Annotated in this window: 19 protein-coding genes; 5 read left to right on the top strand and 14 right to left on the bottom strand. The window is 67.9% G+C overall.

Translation table 11 applies throughout. The features are described from left to right. Nucleotides 1-189 precede the first annotated feature (189 nt). Both E3O44_RS02865 and glgB read left to right on the top strand, forming a co-directional pair. On the top strand, nucleotides 190-2,175 hold the full coding sequence (locus E3O44_RS02865) for an alpha-1,4-glucan--maltose-1-phosphate maltosyltransferase (RefSeq protein ID WP_206751271.1): 1,986 nt from the start codon (nucleotides 190-192) through the stop codon (nucleotides 2,173-2,175). Then, nucleotides 2,172-4,409 (top strand): 1,4-alpha-glucan branching protein GlgB, encoded by a 2,238-nt coding sequence (gene glgB, locus E3O44_RS02870; RefSeq protein WP_134532290.1) that lies wholly within the window; start codon nucleotides 2,172-2,174, stop codon nucleotides 4,407-4,409. Before E3O44_RS02865 ends, glgB begins: the two co-directional genes overlap by 4 nt. 91 nt (nucleotides 4,410-4,500) lie before the next feature. On the opposite strand, the gene E3O44_RS02875 is transcribed toward glgB, so the two are convergent. Further along, entirely contained in the window at nucleotides 4,501-5,475 is a 975-nt protein-coding gene (locus tag E3O44_RS02875; protein WP_134532292.1) for a tetratricopeptide repeat protein, read from the bottom strand. Beyond that, entirely contained in the window at nucleotides 5,472-7,280 is a 1,809-nt protein-coding gene (locus tag E3O44_RS02880; RefSeq protein ID WP_134532294.1) for a DUF8094 domain-containing protein, read from the bottom strand. Before E3O44_RS02880 ends, E3O44_RS02875 begins: the two co-directional genes overlap by 4 nt. A gap of 226 nt (nucleotides 7,281-7,506) precedes the next feature. Here E3O44_RS02880 and E3O44_RS02885 point away from each other — a divergent pair, with 226 nt between their 5' ends. Together E3O44_RS02885 and E3O44_RS02890 are read left to right on the top strand one after the other, a co-directional pair. Next, a complete protein-coding gene (locus E3O44_RS02885; protein ID WP_134532296.1) occupies nucleotides 7,507-9,120 on the top strand; it encodes a DivIVA domain-containing protein in 1,614 nt (537 codons plus the stop codon). 28 nt (nucleotides 9,121-9,148) lie between these two features. Continuing rightward, entirely contained in the window at nucleotides 9,149-10,198 is a 1,050-nt protein-coding gene (locus E3O44_RS02890; RefSeq protein WP_134532298.1) for an AI-2E family transporter, read from the top strand. 18 nt (nucleotides 10,199-10,216) lie between these two features. Here the strand turns inward: E3O44_RS02890 and E3O44_RS02895 are convergent, their stop codons facing one another. From E3O44_RS02895 to rpsB, 9 genes are all read right to left on the bottom strand, one after another. Further along, on the bottom strand, nucleotides 10,217-10,942 hold the full coding sequence (locus E3O44_RS02895; protein WP_241975978.1) for an alpha/beta hydrolase: 726 nt from the start codon (nucleotides 10,940-10,942) through the stop codon (nucleotides 10,217-10,219). Between the two features lie 31 nt (nucleotides 10,943-10,973). Continuing rightward, a complete protein-coding gene (locus E3O44_RS02900; RefSeq protein ID WP_134532302.1) occupies nucleotides 10,974-11,276 on the bottom strand; it encodes a hypothetical protein in 303 nt (100 codons plus the stop codon). A 74-nt stretch (nucleotides 11,277-11,350) separates the two neighbouring features. Next, nucleotides 11,351-11,893 (bottom strand): aggregation-promoting factor C-terminal-like domain-containing protein, encoded by a 543-nt coding sequence (locus tag E3O44_RS02905; protein WP_241975979.1) that lies wholly within the window; start codon nucleotides 11,891-11,893, stop codon nucleotides 11,351-11,353. A gap of 186 nt (nucleotides 11,894-12,079) precedes the next feature. Then, nucleotides 12,080-12,628 (bottom strand): DivIVA domain-containing protein, encoded by a 549-nt coding sequence (locus tag E3O44_RS02910; protein ID WP_134532303.1) that lies wholly within the window; start codon nucleotides 12,626-12,628, stop codon nucleotides 12,080-12,082. 66 nt (nucleotides 12,629-12,694) lie between these two features. After that, on the bottom strand, nucleotides 12,695-13,726 hold the full coding sequence (locus tag E3O44_RS02915) for a phosphatidate cytidylyltransferase (RefSeq protein WP_241975980.1): 1,032 nt from the start codon (nucleotides 13,724-13,726) through the stop codon (nucleotides 12,695-12,697). Nucleotides 13,727-13,742: 16 nt separating this feature from the next. Next, on the bottom strand, nucleotides 13,743-14,297 hold the full coding sequence (gene frr, locus E3O44_RS02920; protein ID WP_134532305.1) for a ribosome recycling factor: 555 nt from the start codon (nucleotides 14,295-14,297) through the stop codon (nucleotides 13,743-13,745). Between the two features lie 91 nt (nucleotides 14,298-14,388). Further along, nucleotides 14,389-15,105 (bottom strand): UMP kinase, encoded by a 717-nt coding sequence (pyrH, locus tag E3O44_RS02925; protein ID WP_134532307.1) that lies wholly within the window; start codon nucleotides 15,103-15,105, stop codon nucleotides 14,389-14,391. Nucleotides 15,106-15,232: 127 nt separating this feature from the next. Then, on the bottom strand, nucleotides 15,233-16,060 hold the full coding sequence (tsf, locus tag E3O44_RS02930) for a translation elongation factor Ts (protein ID WP_134532309.1): 828 nt from the start codon (nucleotides 16,058-16,060) through the stop codon (nucleotides 15,233-15,235). 10 nt (nucleotides 16,061-16,070) lie between these two features. Beyond that, nucleotides 16,071-16,976 carry a 30S ribosomal protein S2 gene (gene rpsB / locus E3O44_RS02935; RefSeq protein WP_134532311.1) on the bottom strand — a complete coding sequence of 302 codons (906 nt, stop codon included), beginning with the start codon at nucleotides 16,974-16,976 and terminating at the stop codon, nucleotides 16,071-16,073. 342 nt (nucleotides 16,977-17,318) lie between these two features. On the opposite strand from rpsB, the gene E3O44_RS02940 reads away from it, so the two are divergent. Then, entirely contained in the window at nucleotides 17,319-18,074 is a 756-nt protein-coding gene (locus E3O44_RS02940) for a M23 family metallopeptidase (protein ID WP_134532313.1), read from the top strand. Here E3O44_RS02940 and E3O44_RS02945 read toward each other — a convergent pair. From E3O44_RS02945 to E3O44_RS02955, 3 genes are all read right to left on the bottom strand, one after another. Continuing rightward, the gene (locus tag E3O44_RS02945; RefSeq protein WP_420897904.1) at nucleotides 18,047-19,018 is read right to left on the bottom strand and encodes a tyrosine recombinase XerC; all 972 of its coding nucleotides are present in this window, start codon (nucleotides 19,016-19,018) and stop codon (nucleotides 18,047-18,049) included. The two genes, E3O44_RS02940 and E3O44_RS02945, sit on opposite strands and share 28 nt — an antisense overlap. Beyond that, nucleotides 19,015-19,956 carry a phosphodiesterase gene (locus E3O44_RS02950; RefSeq protein WP_134532315.1) on the bottom strand — a complete coding sequence of 314 codons (942 nt, stop codon included), beginning with the start codon at nucleotides 19,954-19,956 and terminating at the stop codon, nucleotides 19,015-19,017. Before E3O44_RS02950 ends, E3O44_RS02945 begins: the two co-directional genes overlap by 4 nt. Nucleotides 19,957-20,025: 69 nt before the next feature. Beyond that, nucleotides 20,026-20,583 carry a DinB family protein gene (locus E3O44_RS02955; RefSeq protein ID WP_134532317.1) on the bottom strand — a complete coding sequence of 186 codons (558 nt, stop codon included), beginning with the start codon at nucleotides 20,581-20,583 and terminating at the stop codon, nucleotides 20,026-20,028. Nucleotides 20,584-20,704: the final 121 nt, after the last annotated feature.

The raw sequence follows: 20,704 nt of genomic DNA on the forward strand, positions 1-20,704 counted from the left end.
TAGAGGCGCTGGGAGGTCTCTGGGCCTTTCGTCCCCCGGAAAGCACACAATTCGCGCTACGGTCTTCTTGTGGCAAAGACAGCTAAACGTGCGAATGTTGTTCCCGAATCCGTGGCAGGCACCGACGCCGGCCCGAACCTGGCTCCCCCTGCGGTCCTGGGCAAGCGAGGCAGGGAGGAACCGACGCGCATCAGCCGCATTCCGATCCTCGACCTTGCGCCCCAGCTCGCCGACAACCTGTGGCCGGCCAAGGCCTTCGTCGGTGAAGCCGTCCCCTTCGCTGCGACGGCGTTCCGCGAGGGTCACGACCTGATCGGGGTCACCCTGCTCCTGACCGATCCCGAGGGCACCAAGTCAGAGCACCCGATGCATCCGGGCGCTCCGGGGACCGACCGCTGGACCGCTCTCGTCACCCTCGACCGCCAGGGCACCTGGCAGTACCGGGTGCGGGCGTGGGCCGACGACTGGGCCACCTGGGTGCACACCGCCGAGATCAAGGTTCCGGCAGGGATCGACATCGAGCTGACCTTCCTCGAAGGTTCGGTGCTCCTCGCCGCGGCCGGTAAGGACAAACGCCGGCCCGTGGCAGAGCGTCGCGCCTTCGCCCACGCCGCAGCGGACCTCGTGGACCCGGGCATCTCGGTCGACGATCGCCTCGCCCTGCTCGACACGCCGTCGCTGAACGCGTACATCACCGCACGCCCGCTCTCCGGGCTGTCCTCGACCTCGGCACAGCGCGCCGTGCGGGTGGAACGCACCCGGGCCGGCGTCGGCTCCTGGTACGAGTTCTTCCCCCGCTCCGAGGGAGCCGTGCAGCGCGCAGACCACTCCTGGCAGAGCGGAACCTTCCGCACCGCGGAGGATCGCCTCCCCGGCGTCGCCGCGATGGGCTTCGACGTGCTGTACCTGCCGCCGATCCACCCGATCGGCCGTTCCTACCGCAAGGGCCCGAACAACACCCTCAACGCCGGGCCGAACGACCCCGGCTCGCCCTGGGCGATCGGATCGGAGGACGGCGGCCACGACGCCATCCACCCCGACCTCGGCACCGTCGACGACTTCCGGCACTTCCTCGCCGCCGCAGCGGACAACGGCCTCGAGGTCGCCCTCGACCTCGCCCTGCAGGCCTCGCCGGACCACCCCTGGGTGACCGAGCACCCCGAGTGGTTCACCACACTTCCGGACGGCAGCATCGCCTACGCCGAGAACCCGCCCAAGAAGTACCAGGACATCTACCCGATCAACTTCGACAACGATCCCGCCGGCATCCGTGCCGAGGTGTTGCGGATCGTGCGCCACTGGATGAGCCTCGGCGTACGGATCTTCCGGGTCGACAACCCGCACACCAAGCCCCTCGATTTCTGGGAGTGGCTGATCAACCGGGTCACCGAGGAGAACCCCGACGTGATCTTCCTGGCCGAGGCGTTCACTCGCCCTGCGCTCATGCACGCGCTCGGCAAGGTCGGATTCCAGCAGTCGTACAGCTATTTCACCTGGCGCAACACGAAGGTCGAGCTCGAGGAGTTCTTCCACGGCCTCGCGACGACGACGCCGGACTTCTACCGGCCGAACCTCTTCGTGAACACCCCGGACATCCTGTCGGAGTTCCTCCAGGTCGGCGGGCACGCCGCCTTCAAGATCCGGGCGGCCCTCGCAGCGACGGCCGCCCCGACCTGGGGCATGTACGCCGGGTTCGAACTCTTCGAAAGCGTGCCCCGCCCCGGCGCCGAGGAGAACATCGACAACGAGAAGTACGAGTACCGCCCCCGCGACTTCGCGGCGGCGGAAGCGGCAGGCGAGTCCCTCGCGCCGTTCGTCTCGTTGCTCAATGCCGTCCGCCGCGCCCATCCCGCTCTCGGCCAGCTGCGCAACCTCGACCTGCACACGAGCGACGACGGCGCCGTGCTCGTCTACAGCAAGTACCTCGACGCGGCACACACCGGGACCGGCAGCTCAGACGCGATCATCGTCGTCGTCAACCTGGACCCGCATTCCGTGCGCGAGACCATGGTGCGCCTCGACGTGACCCGTTTCGGCCTCGAGCCCGGCACGGTCTTCGAGGTCGAGGAACTGATCACCGGGGCCATCTGGACCTGGACAGCAGACAACTTCGTGCGACTGGATGCCGCTACCGAACCGGTACACATCCTGCACGTCAGAGGAGCAGTACGATGACGCCCACGCCCCCCCGCCCCGCCACCGTGCCGGTCGTCGCCCCCGGCATCCTGCAGGCGATCGCCGAGGGCCGGTACTACAACCCTCACGAGATCCTGGGCCAGCATCTCGTCGGCGGGACGAAGATCGCGGACCCGCTCACCGTCATCCGTGCGCTGCGGCCGCTCGCGAGCGAGGTCTTCGCACTACTCGAATCCGGCGCCCACATCGAGCTCGCGCACATCGGCTACGGCGTCTGGCAGGGGGTGAGCACCGTCGGCCTGCAGGCATACGAGCTCGAGGCCCGGTATCCCGAAGCCCCCACCTGGGTCGTCGACGACCCGTACCGCTTCCTGCCGACGCTCGGCGAGCTCGACCTGCACCTCATCGGCGAGGGCAGGCACGAGCGGCTCTGGGACGTGCTCGGCGCCCACTACCATTCCGCGGCCGCCGTGGCCCCGCTCCCGACCGACGAGACGGCCGGCCTGGTCGCCGGAACCTCGTTCTCGGTGTGGGCCCCGCACGCACAGGCCGTCCGGGTGATCGGCGACTTCAACTCGTGGAGCGGAATCCTGCACGCCATGCGCAACATGGGCAGCACAGGGGTCTGGGAGCTCTTCGTGCCCGGCCTGCACCCCGGCTCCAACTACAAGTTCGAAATCCTCGCCCAGTCCGGTGACTGGGTGCGCAAGGCCGACCCGATGGCCCGCTACACCGAGGTGCCCCCCTTGACCGCTTCGGTCATCGGCGAGACGCACTACGAATGGGCGGATGCGGAATGGCTGGCCGAGCGGGCCAGGACCCAGGCCCACAAACGACCGATGAGCATCTACGAGATGCACGTCGGTTCCTGGCGCCCCGGGCTCGGCTACCGTGACCTCGCCGACCAGCTGATCGGCTATCTGCACGAGCTCGCGTACACGCACGTGGAGTTCATGCCGCTCGCCGAGCATCCGTTCGGCGGATCGTGGGGCTACCAGGTCACCGGCTACTACGCCCCGACCAGCCGATTCGGCCACCCCGACGACCTGCGCTATCTGATCGACCGGCTGCACCAGTCCGGCATCGGCGTCATCATGGACTGGGTGCCCGGGCACTTCCCCAAGGATGACTTCGCGCTCGCCCGCTTCGACGGGCAGGCGCTCTACGAGCACGCGGATCCCCGCCGCGGCGAGCAGATGGACTGGGGAACCTACGTCTTCGACTTCGGCCAGACCCAGGTCCGGAACTTCCTCGTCGCCAACGCGCTCTACTGGCTCGAGGAATTCCACATCGACGGACTGCGCGTCGACGCCGTCGCGTCCATGCTCTACCTCGACTACTCCCGTGAATACGGCCAGTGGGAACCGAACATCTACGGCGGAAACGAGAACCTCGAGGCGATCAGCCTTCTGCAGGAGGTCACCGCGACGGCGTACAAGCGCAACCCGGGCACCGTCATGATCGCCGAGGAATCCACGAACTGGGGCGGGGTCACGGCGCCCACCTCGCGCGGCGGCCTCGGCTTCGGCTTCAAGTGGAACATGGGCTGGATGCACGACTCGCTCGAATACACGAGCATCGATCCGATGTACCGGTCGTACCACCACAACGAGATCACCTTCTCGTTCGTCTATGCGTTCAGCGAGAACTTCCTCCTGCCGATCAGCCACGACGAGGTCGTGCACGGCAAGGGTTCGCTCGTCGCCCGGATGCCGGGAGACGACTGGCAGAAGCTCGCCAACGTGCGGGTGTACCTGTCGTTCATGTGGGCGCACCCCGGCAAGCAGCTCCTGTTCATGGGGCAGGAGTTCGGCCAGCTGCAGGAGTGGAGCGAATCGCGCGGGCTGGACTGGTGGCTCCTCGACCAGTCTCCCCACCGTGGGCTGTTCACCCTCGTCGGCGAGCTCAACCGGGTCTACCGGGCGAACGCCGCGCTCTGGGAACGCGACACCGACCCGGCCGGGTTCGAGCTGCTCGACGGAGGAGCCGCGGCGCAGAACGTCGTCTCGTTCCTGCGCTGGGACGATTCGGGCACGCCGATCGCGTGCGTCTTCAACTTCGCCGGCCAGCCGCACACCGGCTACCGGGTGGGTCTTCCGTTCGCGGGCGTCTGGGACGAGATCCTGAACACGGATGCCCAGAACTTCGGCGGTTCGGGCATGGGGAACCTGGGCCAGGTCACCGCGACGGACGAACCGTGGACCGGGCGACCGGCATCCGCCCTCGTCACGCTGCCGGCCCTCGCCGGCGTCTGGCTGCGCCTGCGCCGCTGACCGAAGCCCGCTGAACTCCGCGAGAGTACGAAAATGGCCCACTCCCGAGCGGGGAGGGGGCCATTTTCGTACTCTCGCGGAGCTGCGCCCGCTAGTAGAGGAGCATGGTGAGGCGCTTGCGGGTGGGGGCGACCCGGGGGTCGTCCTGGCCGATGACCTCGAACAGATCGAGGATGCGTTCGCGGATGCGGTTCTTGCCCGCGGCGTCCTGGTTGGGGAAGAGCGTGAGGAGCCGGTCGAAGGCGTCCTCGACGTGTCCGCCGGACAGGTCGAGGTCGGCGACGAGCAGCTGCGCATCGAGGTCGTCCGGCGCGGCAGCGGCCGCTGCGCGGATCTCGGCGAGCGTCTTGCCCTTGAGCCGGGCGAGCAGTCCCACCTGGGCGAGACCGGCGACCGAGAGGTTGTCCCTGGGGTCCCTCGCCAGCGCCGTCTTGTAAATCGCGATTGCGGCGTCGTAGTCGCCCCGTTCGATCGCCTCGTACGCCTCGACGTGGTGCGGCGGGAGCTCGGGTTCCGGAGGAGCGACGGGGGTCGCGGCATCCGCTCCCTCCGGAGCGACCGCGGTGCCGACGACACCGTGCTCCGCAGCGAGCTCGAGCACACGCTCGAGCACCAGACGCACCTGGTCCTCCGCGATCACGCCGTTGAAGAGCGCGACGGGCTGGCCGCCGATGACAGCGGCGACAGTCGGGATCGACTGGGCCTGGAACGCCTGGGTCAGCTGCGGGTTCGAGTCCACGTCGACAGTGGCCAGCACGAACCGGCCGGCGTACTCGAGGATCAGCCGGGTGAGCACGAGGGTCAGCTGGGCGCTCTGTTCGCTGCGCGCAGACCCCAGATCGACGATGACCGGAACGGTCGCGGACAGGTCGAGGATCTCGCCGAAGTTCGCGTCCGTTCCCAGGGACACGAGGCTCGGAACCGGGACGGCCCCGGCCTGTCCGGCCTGCGCGGGCGCCCCGGGGGCACCTGCTCCCCCGGCCGCCGGTGCAGGCGGCCGGTTCACGAGGGACGACAGATCGACGGCGCCGCGCATGCTGGCGGCGGACGGGGGGACAAGACTCATGGAAGCTCCGTAGACGAGATCAGTCCCTGGGCAAAGCCAAGGAGGACAATTTTATCGCTCGAACCGGCCGCCGGAACGTGGAACAGGAGCTGGTCGGCGTAGGTGTTCTTGAAGCCCTTCGCGGTGGCGGTGAGGCCGGAGAGCGCCTTGCTCGCGACCGCGCCCTCACCGGGGCTGACCGTCGCGGCCGCATCGACGGGTCTGACGGTTTCCGTCTCCTCGAGGCTCACGGCGACGATGCTACCCGAGTCGTTCGTCGCCAGGGCGAGCGTGGGGCCCGTGCTGGCCTTGGCGCCGAATTCGATCGACGCCGTGGTCGGCAGCTTGGCCTTCTTGTCCGCCTTGTTCGCGTCGATCTGGGTACGGAAACTGTCGCCGGTCGCCTCGAACAGGGCGAACGACGGGCTCGCTTCGCCCGTGCTGAGGATGTCGGCGTACGCGGCCGCGACCTGGTCCGGCGGCAGGAGCATCAGTTTCGAGTCGGGGGCGATGATGGGTGCGCCGATCGTGGCGGGGGCCAGGTCCGGGATCTTCGCGGAGGGTTCGAGCTGCACCGCATAGTCGACGAGGTAACTCGCCCGCGCAGATTCCTGCCGCAGCACCACGACGGTCGGGGCGACATCCGGGGTGTCCTTGTTCTGGACGACGGTCATCACGACTCGGGGCCAGGTCGCCGACTGCTGCGGAAGCGAAAGCGTCAGCGGTCCCGCGGGAAGCGCGGCGAGTGCCGGGAAGTCGGGGGCGATGGCGCGCACCTTGTAGTTGGCCAGTCGCTGGTCGAAGGCGGGACCGGTGAACCGGGTCGCGAGGATGTCTGCGCTCAGGTTCTTGTCGCCGTCCGCAGCGACCGCGGCGATCTTGGTCATGATCCGCTCGAGCTGCGGCACCGTCACGGCGGCAGGAGGCACGTCCTTGATCACGACGGCAGCACCGCTCGCGTCAGGGGTGGAGCTGACGGTGGCCGCATCGGTCGCGCCGGCACCCGGCCAGAATTCCGAGGAGCACCCGGTCAGCACGAGTCCGGACACGAGGAAGATCGGAACGACCGCGATCATGGACCGCCCGATCGACCGTCGCCCGGTGATCTCGCTCGCCTTGATGGACTTGGGGCGGGGAGCGCGCGGAAGTCGCGGCATCCGCGGGCCCTTGGGCAGGTTACGGCGCGGGCCGTGCGACCTGCGGAGGTGGATGAGCGCCCACAGGTAGAGGATGAGCCCGATCAGGGCGAGGACGGCACCGCCCATGATCAGCGGGCCGGCCCACGGGGTCGAGTTGTCGACGGGCCAGGTGATGCTCACCGTCGACGGCGCGGGGTTGGTGCCGTCTGAGGCGACAATCATCGAGATGCCCGCCGGCAGGTTCACGGTCGCCGTGAGTTCCTTCGTGCCGGTGAATTCCTCGAGCCAGAGGTCCGAACCGGCCGGGTTCGTCACGGTCACTGCCGCGGCCGGCGTGGTGCCAGTGGGGGCTTCGGCGTCTGCGGCGACGGTGTCGCTCGCGAGGCCCGGGGTGTTGCCCTCGGCCGAGTGGATGCTGACATAGGCATTCCCGGCCAGCCACGCCTTCACATCCGCCGTGCGGCCGTATGCCGCGAACACGGTGTCGGCGCCCGACAGGGTCACGGTCTGCGCGTTGGGGTGCTCCGTGAGGGCGCTGGAATCGATCACAGCGTACGGAGCGGCGGCAGCGATGGTCGCGCTCAGGCTACTCGTCGCAGGCTCGAGGAAGACCGTCCGCTGGGCAATGCCGAGCACGATCATCACGCCCGCAAGAACGAGCGCCACAATGGCAAAAAGGAAACGCACTGATACCCTCCTGTGTCGCCAGCCGCTCCGCACACACGGGTGCCCGAACCCGGAGCGGGTCCGGGAAGCAGCAGACAGGACATTCCACGATACTGTCTCGTCCTGAAAGCTGCCTAATAGACCCCTGTACACGGGACGCACAACCACCGCGTCAACCCACTAAAATTATCATGGCCCCCGTGGACGGACTAAATGCGGGGTCAGAGTTCCAATACAAGGAGATAGTGTGGCGATCGACGAAGCTGATTTCACCCAGGTTTTCCGTGGTTATGACAAAGAAGAGGTCGACAGGGCCATTCAGGGGCTGCGTCGTGATCTGATCCAGGCGAACAGCCAGGGCACGGAAGCCAACAAGGAAATCAAGCGCCTCACCGCGCACATCGACGACCTGAACGCCGAAATCGAAGAGGTCGGCAGCCCCACGTTCTCCGGGCTCGGCACGAAACTCGAGAACACCCTGCGGGTCGCCGAGGAACAGTCCACCCGGGTGATCGCCCAGGCGGACATCGACGCTGAGCGCCTCCGCGCCTCCGCCGCGAGCGAGGTCGACACCCTGCGCCGCGAAGCGACGGAGCGCGCTGAGCGCGCCCTTTCCGACGCAAATGTGAAGGCCAGCCGTCTCCTCGACGACGCCCGCGCCGAAGCCGACGACCTGCTCGCACGCGCCCACGACGATTACACGACCGTCACCGGCGACGCGGTGCAGGAGGCAGCCGCGATCCGCGGTGCCGTCGCCACGGAAGCCGCCGAGCTCCGGGCGACCGTCAAGCGCGAGGTCGCCGCCATCCGCTCCGAAGCAGAGCGGGAGGCCGCGGAGGTCCGCGTCGTCGCGCAGCGCGAAGCAACGGATGCCCGTGAAATCGCCGCAGGGCTGACGCGCGAAACCGAACTCACCCGTGCCGAGGTCGCCCTCGAACTCGACCAGCAGCGCGCGGACCTGGCCAGGGAAACCGAGCAGGCCAGGATCGACCTCACCGCCGAGACCGAAAAGGCCCGCTTCGACAGCGCCCAGGAGGCCGAGCAGGCCGCCATCGACCTCGCCCACGAGACCGAGCAGGCCCACAACGCGCTGGCCGCAGAGATCGACCAGGCCCGCACCGACCTCGCCCGCGAGATCGACCAGGCCCGCATAGACCTCGGCATCGAACGCGAACAGGCGGAGACCGAACTCGCTCGGGAAATCGCCCGCCAGCGCGCCGCCCTCGCCCAGGAACTCGAGAAGGCACGAGCCGCTCAGGCCGCGCGGGCCGAACAGGCCGCCGCCGACCTCGCCAGGGAAAACGAACAGGTGCGCGCGGACTTCACCGCAGACGGCGAACAGCTCCGGATCGACCTCGATAACCAGCTCACGGCCGAGCGCAAGCGCGGCGAGCACGAGCAGGCCCGCCTGCGCCGCGACATCGACCAGACCCGCGCCGACCTCGACGTCGAGCTCAAGGCCCGCCGGGACGAGGCTGAGCAGGGTCATCTGGCCCGCCACCAGGAGGCCGTCGCCCAGACCCAGAAGTTCCTCGACGATGCGACGAAGCAGCTCGCGGAGACCAACCAGCGCACCCTCGAGCTGCGCGCGTTGAACGAGCAGCTCGACTCCGGCGCCCGCGCAGAGGCCAAGACGGCCCGCCTGGCCGCGGAAGCCCATGCCGAGCAGATCGTGCAGGACGCGGAGTCCCGCGCCACGGCACTCATCACCGAGGCGGAAAAGCGGACACGCGCACTCGTCGCCGACGCGGAAGAGCGCCTCTCCCAGATTAGGATTGAGCGCGACTCGGTCGCCGGCTACTTCGAGAGCCTGCGAGGCCTCCTCACGCAGGCGGAAAAGGTCACAGCACTGGACGATTGATTACCGCCCCCACTCCGAGGAGATCCCCGTGAAAATCCAGAACGCATTCCGCCTGGGCCTGATCGGAACCCTCGGGGTCGGGGTCGGGATCCTCATCCTGAGCTCGATCGTCAGTCTGCAGACGATCATCACCTACATCGGTGCCGCCCTGTTCATCGCACTCGGGCTCGACCCTTCGGTGTCCTGGCTCGAGAAGAAGGGCTTTCCGCGCTGGGCGGCGATCCTGGCCGTCCTGATCGCGGTGATCGGGGTGCTGACCGGCGTCATCTTCGCGATCGTCCCGATCATCGTCGATCAGATCACCAAGTTGTCGCAGGCGATTCCCGAGCTCGTCCGGTCCGTCAACACGTCGACGTTCCTGTCGGACATCCAGAAACAGTTCCCCGCGCTCCCCGTTTCCGGAATCGTCAAGTCGATCACGGACTATGTGAGCACCAACGTGACGACGATCACCACCGCGATCATCCAGTCCGGGCTCGCCGTGGTCAGCGGGCTGTTCGGTGCGCTGATCATCGTGATCCTGTCGCTCTACTTCACCGCCTCGCTGCACAGCCTCAAGACCGCGACCTACCAGCTGGTGCCTGCCTCGAAGCGGGAACGGTTCGCCGACCTCAGCGAGCAGATCACGACATCCGTCGGCCGCTTCGTCGTGGGGCAGGCCGCCCTCGCCTCGTGCAACGGCGTGCTGAGCTTCACGTTCCTGTCGATCATCGGCGCACCCTTCCCCGCCCTGCTCGCGGTGATCGCGTTCCTGGGGTCGTTGATCCCCCTCGTCGGCACGATCAGCGGCTCCGTGATCATCGTGCTCGCGTGCCTGATCCCCGGCATCGGCAGCTCGACCCTCACCGCCCTGGTCGCCGCGATCTACTACATCGTGTACATGCAGGTCGAGGCCTACGTCCTGAGCCCCAACATCATGCGCCGCGCCGTGTCGGTGCCCGGCGCTGTGGTCGTCGTCGCGGCTCTCGCGGGCGGGTCACTGCTCGGCATCCTCGGCGCGCTCATCGCGATCCCCGTCGCCGCGGCGGTGCTCATGATCATCAAGCAGGTCGTGATTCCCCGCCAGAACGAGCTCTGACCCGGGCTCGGAGGTCGCTCAGCCGAGCCACTCGGTGGGCAGCGGCGCCGCCGCCGGGTTCACGACGGCAACGATCTCGTTGAGGATGCGCTTGGTCTGGGTCTCCCCCACCCAGAGGTGCTTCCCCCCGTCGACGGCGATGAACAGGGTCTCCGGGACACTCGCGAATCGTTCCCTGGCGGCGTCGGGCCGCAGATAGTCGTCGTGCTCAGGGATGATGGCCACGAGCCGGCGCGAGTTGCCCGCCCAGGCTGCCAGTTCCGCATCCGTCGCCCGGTGCAGCGGCGGGGACAACAGGATCGCCCCGACGATCGGCTGCTCGAGGCCGTACTTGATCGCCAGCTCGGTGCCGAAGGACCAGCCGACCAGCCACGGGTTGGGGAGCTTTCGCTCGGCGACGAACGCCATGGCCGCAGCGACGTCGAGCCGTTCGGCGTTGCCGTGGTCGAAGCTGCCGCCGCTCGTGCCGCGCGTTGAGGTCGTCCCCCGGGTGTTGAACCGCAGCACGGCGAGGTCGGCGAGGGCCGGCAGGCGCCCCGCTGCCTTGCGCAGGATGTGCGAGTCCATGAATCCGCCGTGAGTCGGCAGCGGATGCAGCGTCACGAGTGTCGCGACCGGCTCGCGGTCGAGCGGCAGGGCGAGTTCCCCGACCAGGGTCAGTCCGTCGCTCGTGTGCAGTTCGATGCGCTCACGGCGGGCGGGCAGTTCGACGCCGCCCCGGATCTCGGTGACGGTGGAACTCACGGTGTCTCCCTCGTGCCGGTGTCGACCGGCATCATCTGATTCTCCAGCAGTGGCTGTGCCAGTGCCGGCGGCCGGCGAGGTCGGCGGCCTCGCCCATGAGCCCATCCGCACGCCACGCGACGAGGTGGGGAGTCTTCGGGGCGATCTCGAGACTGCACCCGGGGCAGACGTAACTCTTCGTCGCCCGGACCGCCGTCACGGGCTGAACGGTCCAGAGACCGTCTCGCCGTTCCTCGGTGCGACGCCACCCTGCCCGCATCCGGTCGAGGGTCTCGTCATCACCGGAATCGTCCGAACCGGGCCTGCGACCCCTCGGATGATTGCTGCGTGGCATTGGGACAGTCTACGTCGGCGCGGACACGCACGGGCACGACGGGCGCCACGATCGCGCCCTGCGGGTGCGGAGGTCTAGTACCAGCCGGAGTCGACCGAGTGCGCCCAGGCGCCGCAGGGGGTGCCGTAGCGGCCGGTGATGTAGCCGAGGCCCCATTCGATCTGGGTGCCCGCGTTCGTGGCCCAGTCGGCGCCCGCAGACGCCATCTTCGAACCGGGGAGCGCCTGGGGAATGCCGTATGCGCCGCTGCCGTTCTCCGCCGTGACGCGCCAGCCGGATTCCTTGTTCCAGAGGGAGACGAGGCAGTTGTACTGATCCCCGCCCCAGCCGCGTGAGGCGACCGCGCCGGCGGCGTATTCCTGCGCCGAACCGGGGCTCGCGACGGCCGCCGTCGGTGCCGAGGAGCTCGAACCCGACTTGCTCGACGCCTTGGCCGCAACGACGGGCACAGGGACCGGCTTGGGCTTCACGGTGACGGTGTACGACTCGCGAACGATCGTGTTCGCGTACGTGCCGTTGACCTGAACCACCTGCGTGGCCTGGCCGGCAAAGCGGCCACCGGCGGACTGGAAGTACGGGGACGCGGTCGCGCCGGAGTACGGATCGACGATGGTCACGAGGACAAAGGCCGCGGCAGCAGTGAAGGCGAACAGGAACAGGACACGGGCACGCGGTCGGGGCTTCCTGACCCTCCGAATGGTCGGAGTGGTGGCATTTCCGGACTCAATTACGCTTAGGTGTCTTCCCACGATTTCTCGAGCCTAACCCAGATTTCGGATAACAGCCAGATAACGGTGCGTGATTCACCGAACGGCGAGCATGACGTCGACGACGTTGTCGAGGACGACATCGACCTGCACTTCGCGATATCCCCCGCGTTGTTGACGGAAAACGGCCGAACGCACGTCGTCCGCGGTGATCGGGAAACCGTCCTCGAAGTACTTGATCACCTTGTTCGCGAATCGGTCGACATCCGCTCGGTTGTACCCGACGCTCAGAAAGCTGACCCGGCTGAAGCGGTGCCCTGCGGGGCGTCCCAGGCGGTCGACGAGCTCCTGCGCGCGGCCCCTGGCGCTTTCGAGCCACGCCTGCGTGCCGGTGGCTCCCGCCTCCCGCTCGCGATCGCGCACGGCGAACGCGTCTTCGAGACGTTCGAGGGCCGCGTCGACATGGGAGGACGAGTAGCCGCCCTTCTGCATCGAGAACGCGGTGTGGCGGATGCTTTCGGCCGTCATCGGTTCGGCGTCGGCGCTCGCATCGTACGCACGACGCGCACTCGCCAGAAACTCGTCGACCTGGGTGACGTTGTAGCCGAGCGTCTTCTTGCCGGCCCGGGGGAATGTGGTGCTCACTGGATCATTCTGCCCCACGGCGAGGCCCCTGTCGACAGCGTGCCCCCGGCCGGGGTCCGTTCCGGGTCAGTGGGAGATCAGGTACAACGCGTACGTTGCGGCCGCTGAGGGAAGAATCGAGTCCATCCGGTCGAGGAAGCCACCGTGGCCGGGAAGCCAGGAACTCATGTCCTTGATCCCGAGGTCGCGTTTGATCAGCGACTCGGCCAGGTCGCCGAAGGTGGCGCTCAACAGAATGACGAGTCCGAAGATCAGGCCGAACCACCACGGTTCCCCGATCATGAACACGGCCAGAACCACGCCGACGATCAGGCAGGCGAGGCCGGCGCCCGCGAAGCCTTCCCAGGTCTTCTTGGGGCTGATCGTCGGCACCATGCGGTGCTTGCCGAAGGACAGCCCGGCCGCATACGCCGCGGTGTCGTTGGAGATCACCAGGAGCAGGAAAGCGAGGGTCCACCACTGTCCGTCCGGCTGGGCGGCGAGCAGCACGGCGAAGCTGCCGAGGAACACGACGTAGGTCTGGATGAAGAAACCGGCGCCGATGTCACCGAACACCGAGCGTGTGGTTCCCCGGTGCGCCGGACTGAGCAGCAGGGCCACCCGCCAGAGACCGATGAAAAGGATTCCGGCGAGGGTGACGAGGAACTGGCCGCTCGCTCCCCAGTAGAAGGCGGCGGGGACGACGGAAATCGCGGCGATGACCACGGCGATCCGCGGCACGTTACGCCCGGACTGCCGAAGGGCCTGCGCGAGCTCGAAAGCCGTGAACCCGACGAACGCGGCCGCGCAGACCATGAACAGCTGTTTGATGAAGATCAAGCTCACCAGCATGAACAGGCCGAGCGCGAGGCCGATCAGGGTCGCCAGGATCAGGTTGCGTCCCGTTCGGGCCGCGATCCGCTCGTTCGTGGCATCCAGCTGCGCCCGCGTCGCCTGCATCTGACGTTCGATGTCTGCGCGGGTCGACTGCATCTGGCGTTCGATGTCGGTACGGGCGGCGTGCACCTGTGCCCGGAATTCCGAACTGCCGGACCCATGCGGTTTCTTGGGCGGCACCGGTGCACTGTCTCCGGTTTCGTCGCGTGACTCGTGCGTCATGACGCTGGCTCCGCCCTTAAATCTCGAGGAGTTCGGCCTCTTTGTGCTTGAGCGCGGTGTCGATCGCGTCGACGTGGGTCTTCGTGATCTGCTCGAGCTCCTTTTCCGCCCGGGCCACATCGTCGTCACCGACTTCGCTCTTCAGCGCATCGAGTTCGTCCTTCGCCTTGCGGCGCAGGTTGCGCACGGAGATCTTGGCGTCTTCTGCCTTGGTCCGCACGATCTTGACGTACTCCTTGCGGCGGTCCGCCGTGAGTTCCGGCAGGGTCGCCCGGATGACGTTGCCGTCGTTTCCGAGGTTGGCGTCAAGGTTCGGGGTGTCCCGGATGGCCTGCTCGATGTCGCGCAGTGCGCCCTTGTCGTACGGTCCGATCAGGAGCGTGCGTGCTTCCGGGTTCTGCAGTGACGCGAGCTGCTCGAGCGGGGTCTGGGAGCCGTAGTAGTTCACCAGGATCTTCGCGAACATCTGCGGGTTCGCCCGCCCGGTGCGCACGGTCCCGAAATCGTCTTTGGCGGCTTCGAGGGCCTTGTGCATTCGTGCGCTTGCATCGGACAGAACATCCGCGATCACGGTAACTCCTTCGTTGAGGCTTCGATCTGGGTGATTTCGACCTGGGGACTTCGACCTGGAGCCATTTCGACCGCAGGTGACATCGACAAGTTTAGTTGGAGACGAGGGTTCCCAGATCGGCTCCGAGGATGGCGGCGGTGACATTGCCCTGTGGCGCCATTCCGAAGACCTGCATCGGCATCCCGTTGTCCATGCAGAGGCTGAAGGCTGTCGAGTCGACGACCTTCAGCCCACGCTGCAGGGCGTCCTGGTAGGTGAGGTGGTGGATCAGTTCCGCGTCCGGGTTCGTGCGCGGGTCGTCCGAGTAGACGCCGTCGACGCCGTTCTTGGCGACGAGGACGATGTCGGCGCCGATTTCGAGGGCACGCTGCGCGGCGACGGTGTCCGTGGAGAAGTACGGCAGGCCTGCCCCGGCACCGAAAATGACGACGCGTCCCTTTTCGAGGTGGCGTTCGGCCCGGCGCGGAATGTACGGCTCGGCGACCTGGGTCATCGCGATCGCGGACTGGACCCGGGTCTCTGCTCCGGCCTGTTCCAGGAAGTCCTGGAGGGCGAGGGCGTTCATGACGGTGCCGAGCATGCCCATGTAGTCGGCCCTGCCCCTGTCCATGCCGCGCTGGGACAGCTCAGCGCCGCGGAAGAAGTTGCCGCCGCCGACGACGACGGCGATTTCCACCGTCTGTGCGGCTTCGGCGATCTCCCGGGCAAGTGAGCTGATCACATCCGGGTTCACGCCGAGGCTCCCCGCGCCGAACGCCTCGCCGGAGAGTTTGAGAAGGACTCTGCGCTTCTTACCCGAATCTGACATGCCCTGGGGGTCCTTCCGTTGTACCTGATCTAAAACTACTGCGTGCCGACTCCATGCGGACACAGAGATGGAGACCGGCCTGCTCGCGCAAGCCGGTCTCCATCGTTGGTACTGTCGAGCCTATTGCCTAGGCGCCGACCTTGAAGCGGGCGAATCCGGACACCGTGAGACCGGCATCCTTCAGCACCTTCGCGACGGACAGCTTGTTGTCCTTCGCGTAGTCCTGCTCGAGCAGGGCGACCTGCTTGAAGTAGGCGTGGATGCGGCCTTCGACGATCTTGGGCAGTGCCGCTTCCGGCTTGCCCTCGTTCTTCGAGATCTCGGTGACGATGCGACGCTCGGCCTCGACGAGGTCCGCCGGGACGTTCTCGCGGTCGAGGTACTCCGGGTTGGCGAAGGAGATGTGCTGGGCGACGCTGCGTGCGGTCTCAGCGTCCTCTCCCGAGTAGCCCAGAACGACGCCGACCTGCGGGGGCAGGTCCTTGCTGGTCTTGTGCAGGTAGATCGCGAACTTCTCACCCGTGACGGATGCGACGCGACGCAGCTCGAACTTCTCACCGATGATCGCGGCTTCGCCATCGATCAGTTCGGCGACGGTCTGGCTGCCCGCAGGGGCGGCCAGGCCTTCGGCGACCGAGGTGGCACCGGCAGCGGCAACCGCGTCCAGGACCTTCTCGGCGAGGGCGCCGAACTTGACACCCTTGGCGACGAAGTCGGTCTCGCAGGCGAGCTCGATCAACGTTGCGGTCGTGCCGATTTCCTTGGCGGCGACGAGGCCCTCAGAGGTGGAACGGTCAGCGCGCTTGGCGTTGCCCTTCGCACCCTTGAGACGCAGGATCTCGACGGCCTTCTCCATGTCGCCGTCGGCTTCGACGAGGGCGTTCTTGGTGTCGACCATGCCCGTACCGAGGCGTTCACGGAGGGCTTTGACGTCTTGCAGGCTGATGCTGGCCATACCGGGTTCCTTACTTGGTTTCTTCGGCGGGAGCGTCGGTGGCAACAACGGCTGCCACGTCGGCTGCTTCTTCGACGACCTGCTCGGCGGCGACGGTTGCGTCGGCGACCTCAACGGTCTCGGCGGAGGACTGCTCGGGGGTGGCGTCGGTTGCGGCGACATCCTCGGTCTTCAGCAGTTCTGCTTCCCACGCGGCGAGGGGCTCGATTTCGGCCTCCGGCTTGGCGTGGCGCTGGATCAGGCCCTCGGCTGCTGCGTCCGCGATGATGCGGGTCAGCAGGCCGACGGAGCGGATGGCGTCGTCGTTGCCCGGGATCGGGTACTGCACGTCGTCGGGGTCGCAGTTGGTGTCGAGGATCGCGATGACGGGGATGCCGAGCTTGCGGGCTTCGTCAATGGCGAGGTGCTCCTTGTTGGTGTCGACAACCCAGAGCGCGGACGGCGTCTTCGTCAGGTTGCGGATACCACCGAGGCTCTTGTGCAGCTTGACGAGCTCGCGCTTCTTGATGAGCATTTCCTTCTTCGTGAACCCGCTCTTGGCGGTGTCCTCGAAGTCGAGCTCTTCGAGCTCTTTCATGCGGGCCAGACGCTTGGAGACGGTCTGGAAGTTGGTGAGGAGGCCACCGAGCCAGCGCTGGTTGACGTACGGCTGGCCAACACGGATGGCCTGCTCTGAGATCGATTCCTGCGCCTGCTTCTTGGTGCCGACGAAGAGGATCGTGCCGCCGTGGGCGACGGTCTCCTTGACGAAGTCATAGGCCTTGTCGACGAAGCCGAGGGACTGCTGCAGGTCGATGATGTAGATGCCCGAGCGCTCCGTGAAGATGAATCGCTTCATCTTCGGGTTCCAACGGCGGGTCTGGTGTCCAAAGTGCACGCCGCTGTCGAGCAGCTGGCGGATGGTGACGACGGCCATGAGCCGTACTCCTTGTCCGGCGCGCCGCATACGCGGCAAAACGCCAATCGGTTCGTGTCCTGATCGGTCGATCACGACTCCTGGTGCCCGGCGCACCTCCGCCTGGCTTCCGAGGAAGCCGGACCGAATGGGGGTGTTGGCCGAATGGGCACGCGTAGTCAGCGCACGAAGCGCTGCTGCCATAACTTTAGCACCCGGCGAACCCGGTTCCAGCCAGCTCTCCGCGGTTCGGTGAGTGGATGTCCCCCTCGGCTCGTCCTCACCAGGCTGCGTCGTTCACGGCTTCTGCACCACCCCGCCCGCACCCGATCGATTCGCCGCCGCGAGCCGGAGTCTGGGCGCATGCCGATTCACCGCCGCACCGCCGACGCCCTGGTCGCCGCCCTCCTGGCCTGCTTCGCCGTCGCTCCCACGTCGGCCGGCCAGAACGAACCACGGGCCCAGCGCCAGCCGATATCGAACACGATGCCCGCGCCGACTCCGACGCCTACTCCTACTCCGGCGGGACCGGCGGCTTCGGCGTGGGCGTGGCCGCTCGCTCTGCCGCATCCCGTGCTCCGGGAGTTTCGTGCGCCCGTCTCCGAATACGCCGCAGGGCACCGCGGAATCGACCTGGCCGCGCACCCCGGCGACCCCGTCTTTGCCGTCGCGGACGGCACCGTGACGTTTGCCGGGATCGTCGTGGACCGGTCCGCGATCGCTCTCGCCCACGACGGCGGACTCGTCTCGAGCATGGAACCGGTCACGGCCCTCGTCGCACCCGGGGATTCCGTGCGGCGCGGCCAGCTCATCGGCCGCGTCGCGACCGGCGGCCACTGCGGTGACGGCTGCGTGCACCTCGGGGCGCGGATCTCCGGCCGGTACGTGTCGCCGATGCGGTACCTCGGCGGCGTCCCGCGTGCCGTGCTGCTTCCGACGGAGTCGGCCGCCCACCTCAGGCGGCGGGACGCCTCCCGGCGGAGCCCGGTCGAACAGGAACTGTGGCACGCCGTCGTCCAGGACGACGGGCTCCAGACCGGCGGGCCCCAGGACGGCCTGCTCCGAGGCGCCGAGCTCCGAGGCGGCGGCGCTCAGGCTCGCGGGTGGGCGTTCTGGTAGCTCTGCCGCAATCGTTCTGCGGAGACGTGGGTGTAGATCTGGGTCGTGCCGAGGCTCGCGTGTCCGAGCAGTTCCTGCACGGCGCGCAGGTCGGCCCCACCGTCGAGGAGGTGGGTGGCGGCGGTGTGCCGCAGCGCGTGCGGCCCGGCGGGCCCGTTGCCGGGGATTTCGGCGAGGAGTCCGGCGACCAGCCGGTACACGGCTCGCACTCCGATGCGGCGCCGGTGGGTCGCGAGGAACAGCGCGGCGGGGCGTCCGGCGGTGCTCCCGGCGATGTTCCCGGAGGGTTCCTCCGGGGCCGCGAGCAGCATCGGTCGCGCACGCTTGAGGTAGGCGATGAGAGCACGCTGCGCGGGGACGCCGAAGGGCACGACGCGTTCCTTGGACCCCTTGCCGGTCACCCGCACGGTGAGCTGGGAGAGATCGACATCCGGGACGTCGAGTCCGACGAGCTCGGACACGCGCAGCCCGGAGGCATAGAGCAGCTCGACGATGGCCTGGTCGCGCAACTCGTGCGGGCCGCCGGCCCTGGCGCGCAGCTCGAGGTGGTCGAGGAGTGCCTGCATCTGCGCCCGGTTGATCACCCGGGGCAGGGTCCGGCCCGGTTTGGGCGAGCGCAGGCGCACGGCCGGGTCGAGCGGGCTCACGCCCGTTCGGGTCAGCCAGGCCGTGAAGCTCCGGGCCGAGGCGGACCTCCGCGCGATCGTCGCCTTGGAGAGACCGGCCTGGGTCGCCACCCACAGCCAGTCGCGCAGCAGGTCAAGGGACAGCCCGTCGGTGTCGCCGACCCCACGTTCGGCGGCGAAGGCTAGGAGACCGCGGAGGTCCGTCCGGTAGGCGCGGACGGTGTTCGGCGAGAAGCCACGCTCCGCGGCCAGGTAGACGGTGAAGTCCTCGAGAAGGGCCGCGAGGGGAATCCGCCCGCCGCCCGCCGTCGCGCTCACGCCTGGCGTGAGAAGGCCTCGGTCCGCTCGTCGGGGCTCATCGCCTCGATGCGGGCCAGGAACTCGGAGTCGAAGCGGGTCGCGGGGTCGAAGTCGCCGAGCACGACATGGGAGTGCACGACGCTCTCCGGGTAGACGTGCACGAGGTTGATCGACTGGCCGCCGCGCACACCCGTGAGTTCCCGGGCCGGCGCGCTCGGGTCGATGGTGTAGCAGGTGGCCGCGGCCACCGAAACCGGGATGCCGGCGAAGAGCCCGGTCGTGGCGTAGTGCAGGTGCCCGCCGAGAATGCCGCGGATATCGCTTCCGGCGATGACCTCGGCCAGGCCGGCCTGGTCCCTGAGTTCGAGCAGGCTCATCAGGGGCACCATGGTCGGGATCGGCGGGTGATGCAGGGCGAGAAGCGTGCCGTGCGGCGCGGGCTCGCGCAGAACCTCGGCGAGCCAGGCCAGCTGCTCGGCGGAGAGGGCGCCGTGGTGGTAGCCGGGAACGCTCGTGTCGAGAGCGATCAGGCGGAGTCCGTCGAGGTCGTGCACCGCGTCGACGGGTGCGGCAGCGGATGCCCCGTGCCCGGTTTCGCGGAGCAGCTCGCTGCGGAAGGGCGCCCGCTTGTCATGATTGCCCATCACCCAGATGACGCGGGCCCCGAGCCGGTCGGCCGCGGACTCGACGAGGTCCCTGATGCGCCGGTAGGCATCCGCTTCGCCGGTGTCGGCGATGTCACCCGTGAAGACGAGGGCATCGATCGGCTGGCCGGAGCGTTCCAGCTGGGCGAGGGCTTCGTGCACGGGGGTGTCGGTATCGACGGTGCCATAAAGGGGCAGGCCGGCACCGTGTGAATCAACACCGAGGAAGTGCGTGTCGCTGATGTGCGCGATGACGTGACTCGCCGGTCCGTACTGGCCCAACTGGACCTGGCCCACTGGAACACCGCTCATGGCTCACCTTTCGTCCGCTCCAGACTAGGGCCTGGCACTGACACTCCCCCGGCGCCCCGGCCGCGTCGCTCAGTCCTGCGGGTCTTCCCCGACGCTGCCGTCGGCGCGCTCCCGCAGCAGGTCGAGGTGACCGAGGTGCCGTGCGGTCTCCTCGACCAGGTGGATCAGGATCCAGCGCAGGCTGAACCTACGGCGCACCGAGACGGCGTCGAGTGAGGCGGCCGCCGCGATGATCGCGTCGCAGCGGCGGGACTCCGCCGCGTAGTCGGCGAGCAGCTCGGCCATGGTCACGTCGGCCGGCACGTGGAACTCCCCGTCGGGATCCGCGTCTGTCCAGTCGAAGGTCAGCCCGTCCTGGCCTGCGAAAACGTCGCGCAGCCAGGACCGCTCGACGTTCATCAGGTGCCGGACGATGCCGTGCGCGGTCATGCCGCTCGGCGTCGCGACCGGCCGGAGCTCCGCATCCGCGGCGTCGCAGACCTTCCACGCGACGAGGTCACGCTGGCGTTGAAGGAATCCCAGGATCGTCGTGCGTTCGTCGCCGAAGTGCGCGGCTTCGGCGACTCCGGCGCGCACGCCGTTCTCCCGGCCGGAGCCGTCAGTCTTAGCGTTCAGGTATTCAGCCATGCCCCTTTCTAGCGCGAATCTCGCGCTTCGGCCGTCGCCCCCGTATCGAATTCAGGAGAATCGTGCCAATGACCCAAGCCTGCCCGCGGACCAGTGCGGCCGGCCCGCCGCGATCCGGCGG

This window comes from Cryobacterium algoricola (assembly GCF_004402485.1).
GTDB classification, from domain to species: domain Bacteria; phylum Actinomycetota; class Actinomycetes; order Actinomycetales; family Microbacteriaceae; genus Cryobacterium; species Cryobacterium algoricola.

What these genes read in the sequence shown, in the direction of transcription:
- glgB (WP_134532290.1), top strand. Translation starts at nt 2,172, where the DNA reads ATGACGCCCACGCCCCCCCGCCCCGCCACCGTGCCGGTCGTCGCCCCC.
- E3O44_RS02875 (WP_134532292.1), bottom strand. Translation starts at nt 5,475, where the DNA reads ATGAGTCTTGTCCCCCCGTCCGCCGCCAGCATGCGCGGCGCCGTCGAT.
- E3O44_RS02900 (WP_134532302.1), bottom strand. Translation starts at nt 11,276, where the DNA reads ATGCCACGCAGCAATCATCCGAGGGGTCGCAGGCCCGGTTCGGACGAT.
- E3O44_RS02915 (WP_241975980.1), bottom strand. Translation starts at nt 13,726, where the DNA reads ATGACGCACGAGTCACGCGACGAAACCGGAGACAGTGCACCGGTGCCG.
- pyrH (WP_134532307.1), bottom strand. Translation starts at nt 15,105, where the DNA reads ATGTCAGATTCGGGTAAGAAGCGCAGAGTCCTTCTCAAACTCTCCGGC.
- tsf (WP_134532309.1), bottom strand. Translation starts at nt 16,060, where the DNA reads ATGGCCAGCATCAGCCTGCAAGACGTCAAAGCCCTCCGTGAACGCCTC.
- rpsB (WP_134532311.1), bottom strand. Translation starts at nt 16,976, where the DNA reads ATGGCCGTCGTCACCATCCGCCAGCTGCTCGACAGCGGCGTGCACTTT.
- E3O44_RS02940 (WP_134532313.1), top strand. Translation starts at nt 17,319, where the DNA reads ATGCCGATTCACCGCCGCACCGCCGACGCCCTGGTCGCCGCCCTCCTG.
- E3O44_RS02950 (WP_134532315.1), bottom strand. Translation starts at nt 19,956, where the DNA reads ATGAGCGGTGTTCCAGTGGGCCAGGTCCAGTTGGGCCAGTACGGACCG.
- E3O44_RS02955 (WP_134532317.1), bottom strand. Translation starts at nt 20,583, where the DNA reads ATGGCTGAATACCTGAACGCTAAGACTGACGGCTCCGGCCGGGAGAAC.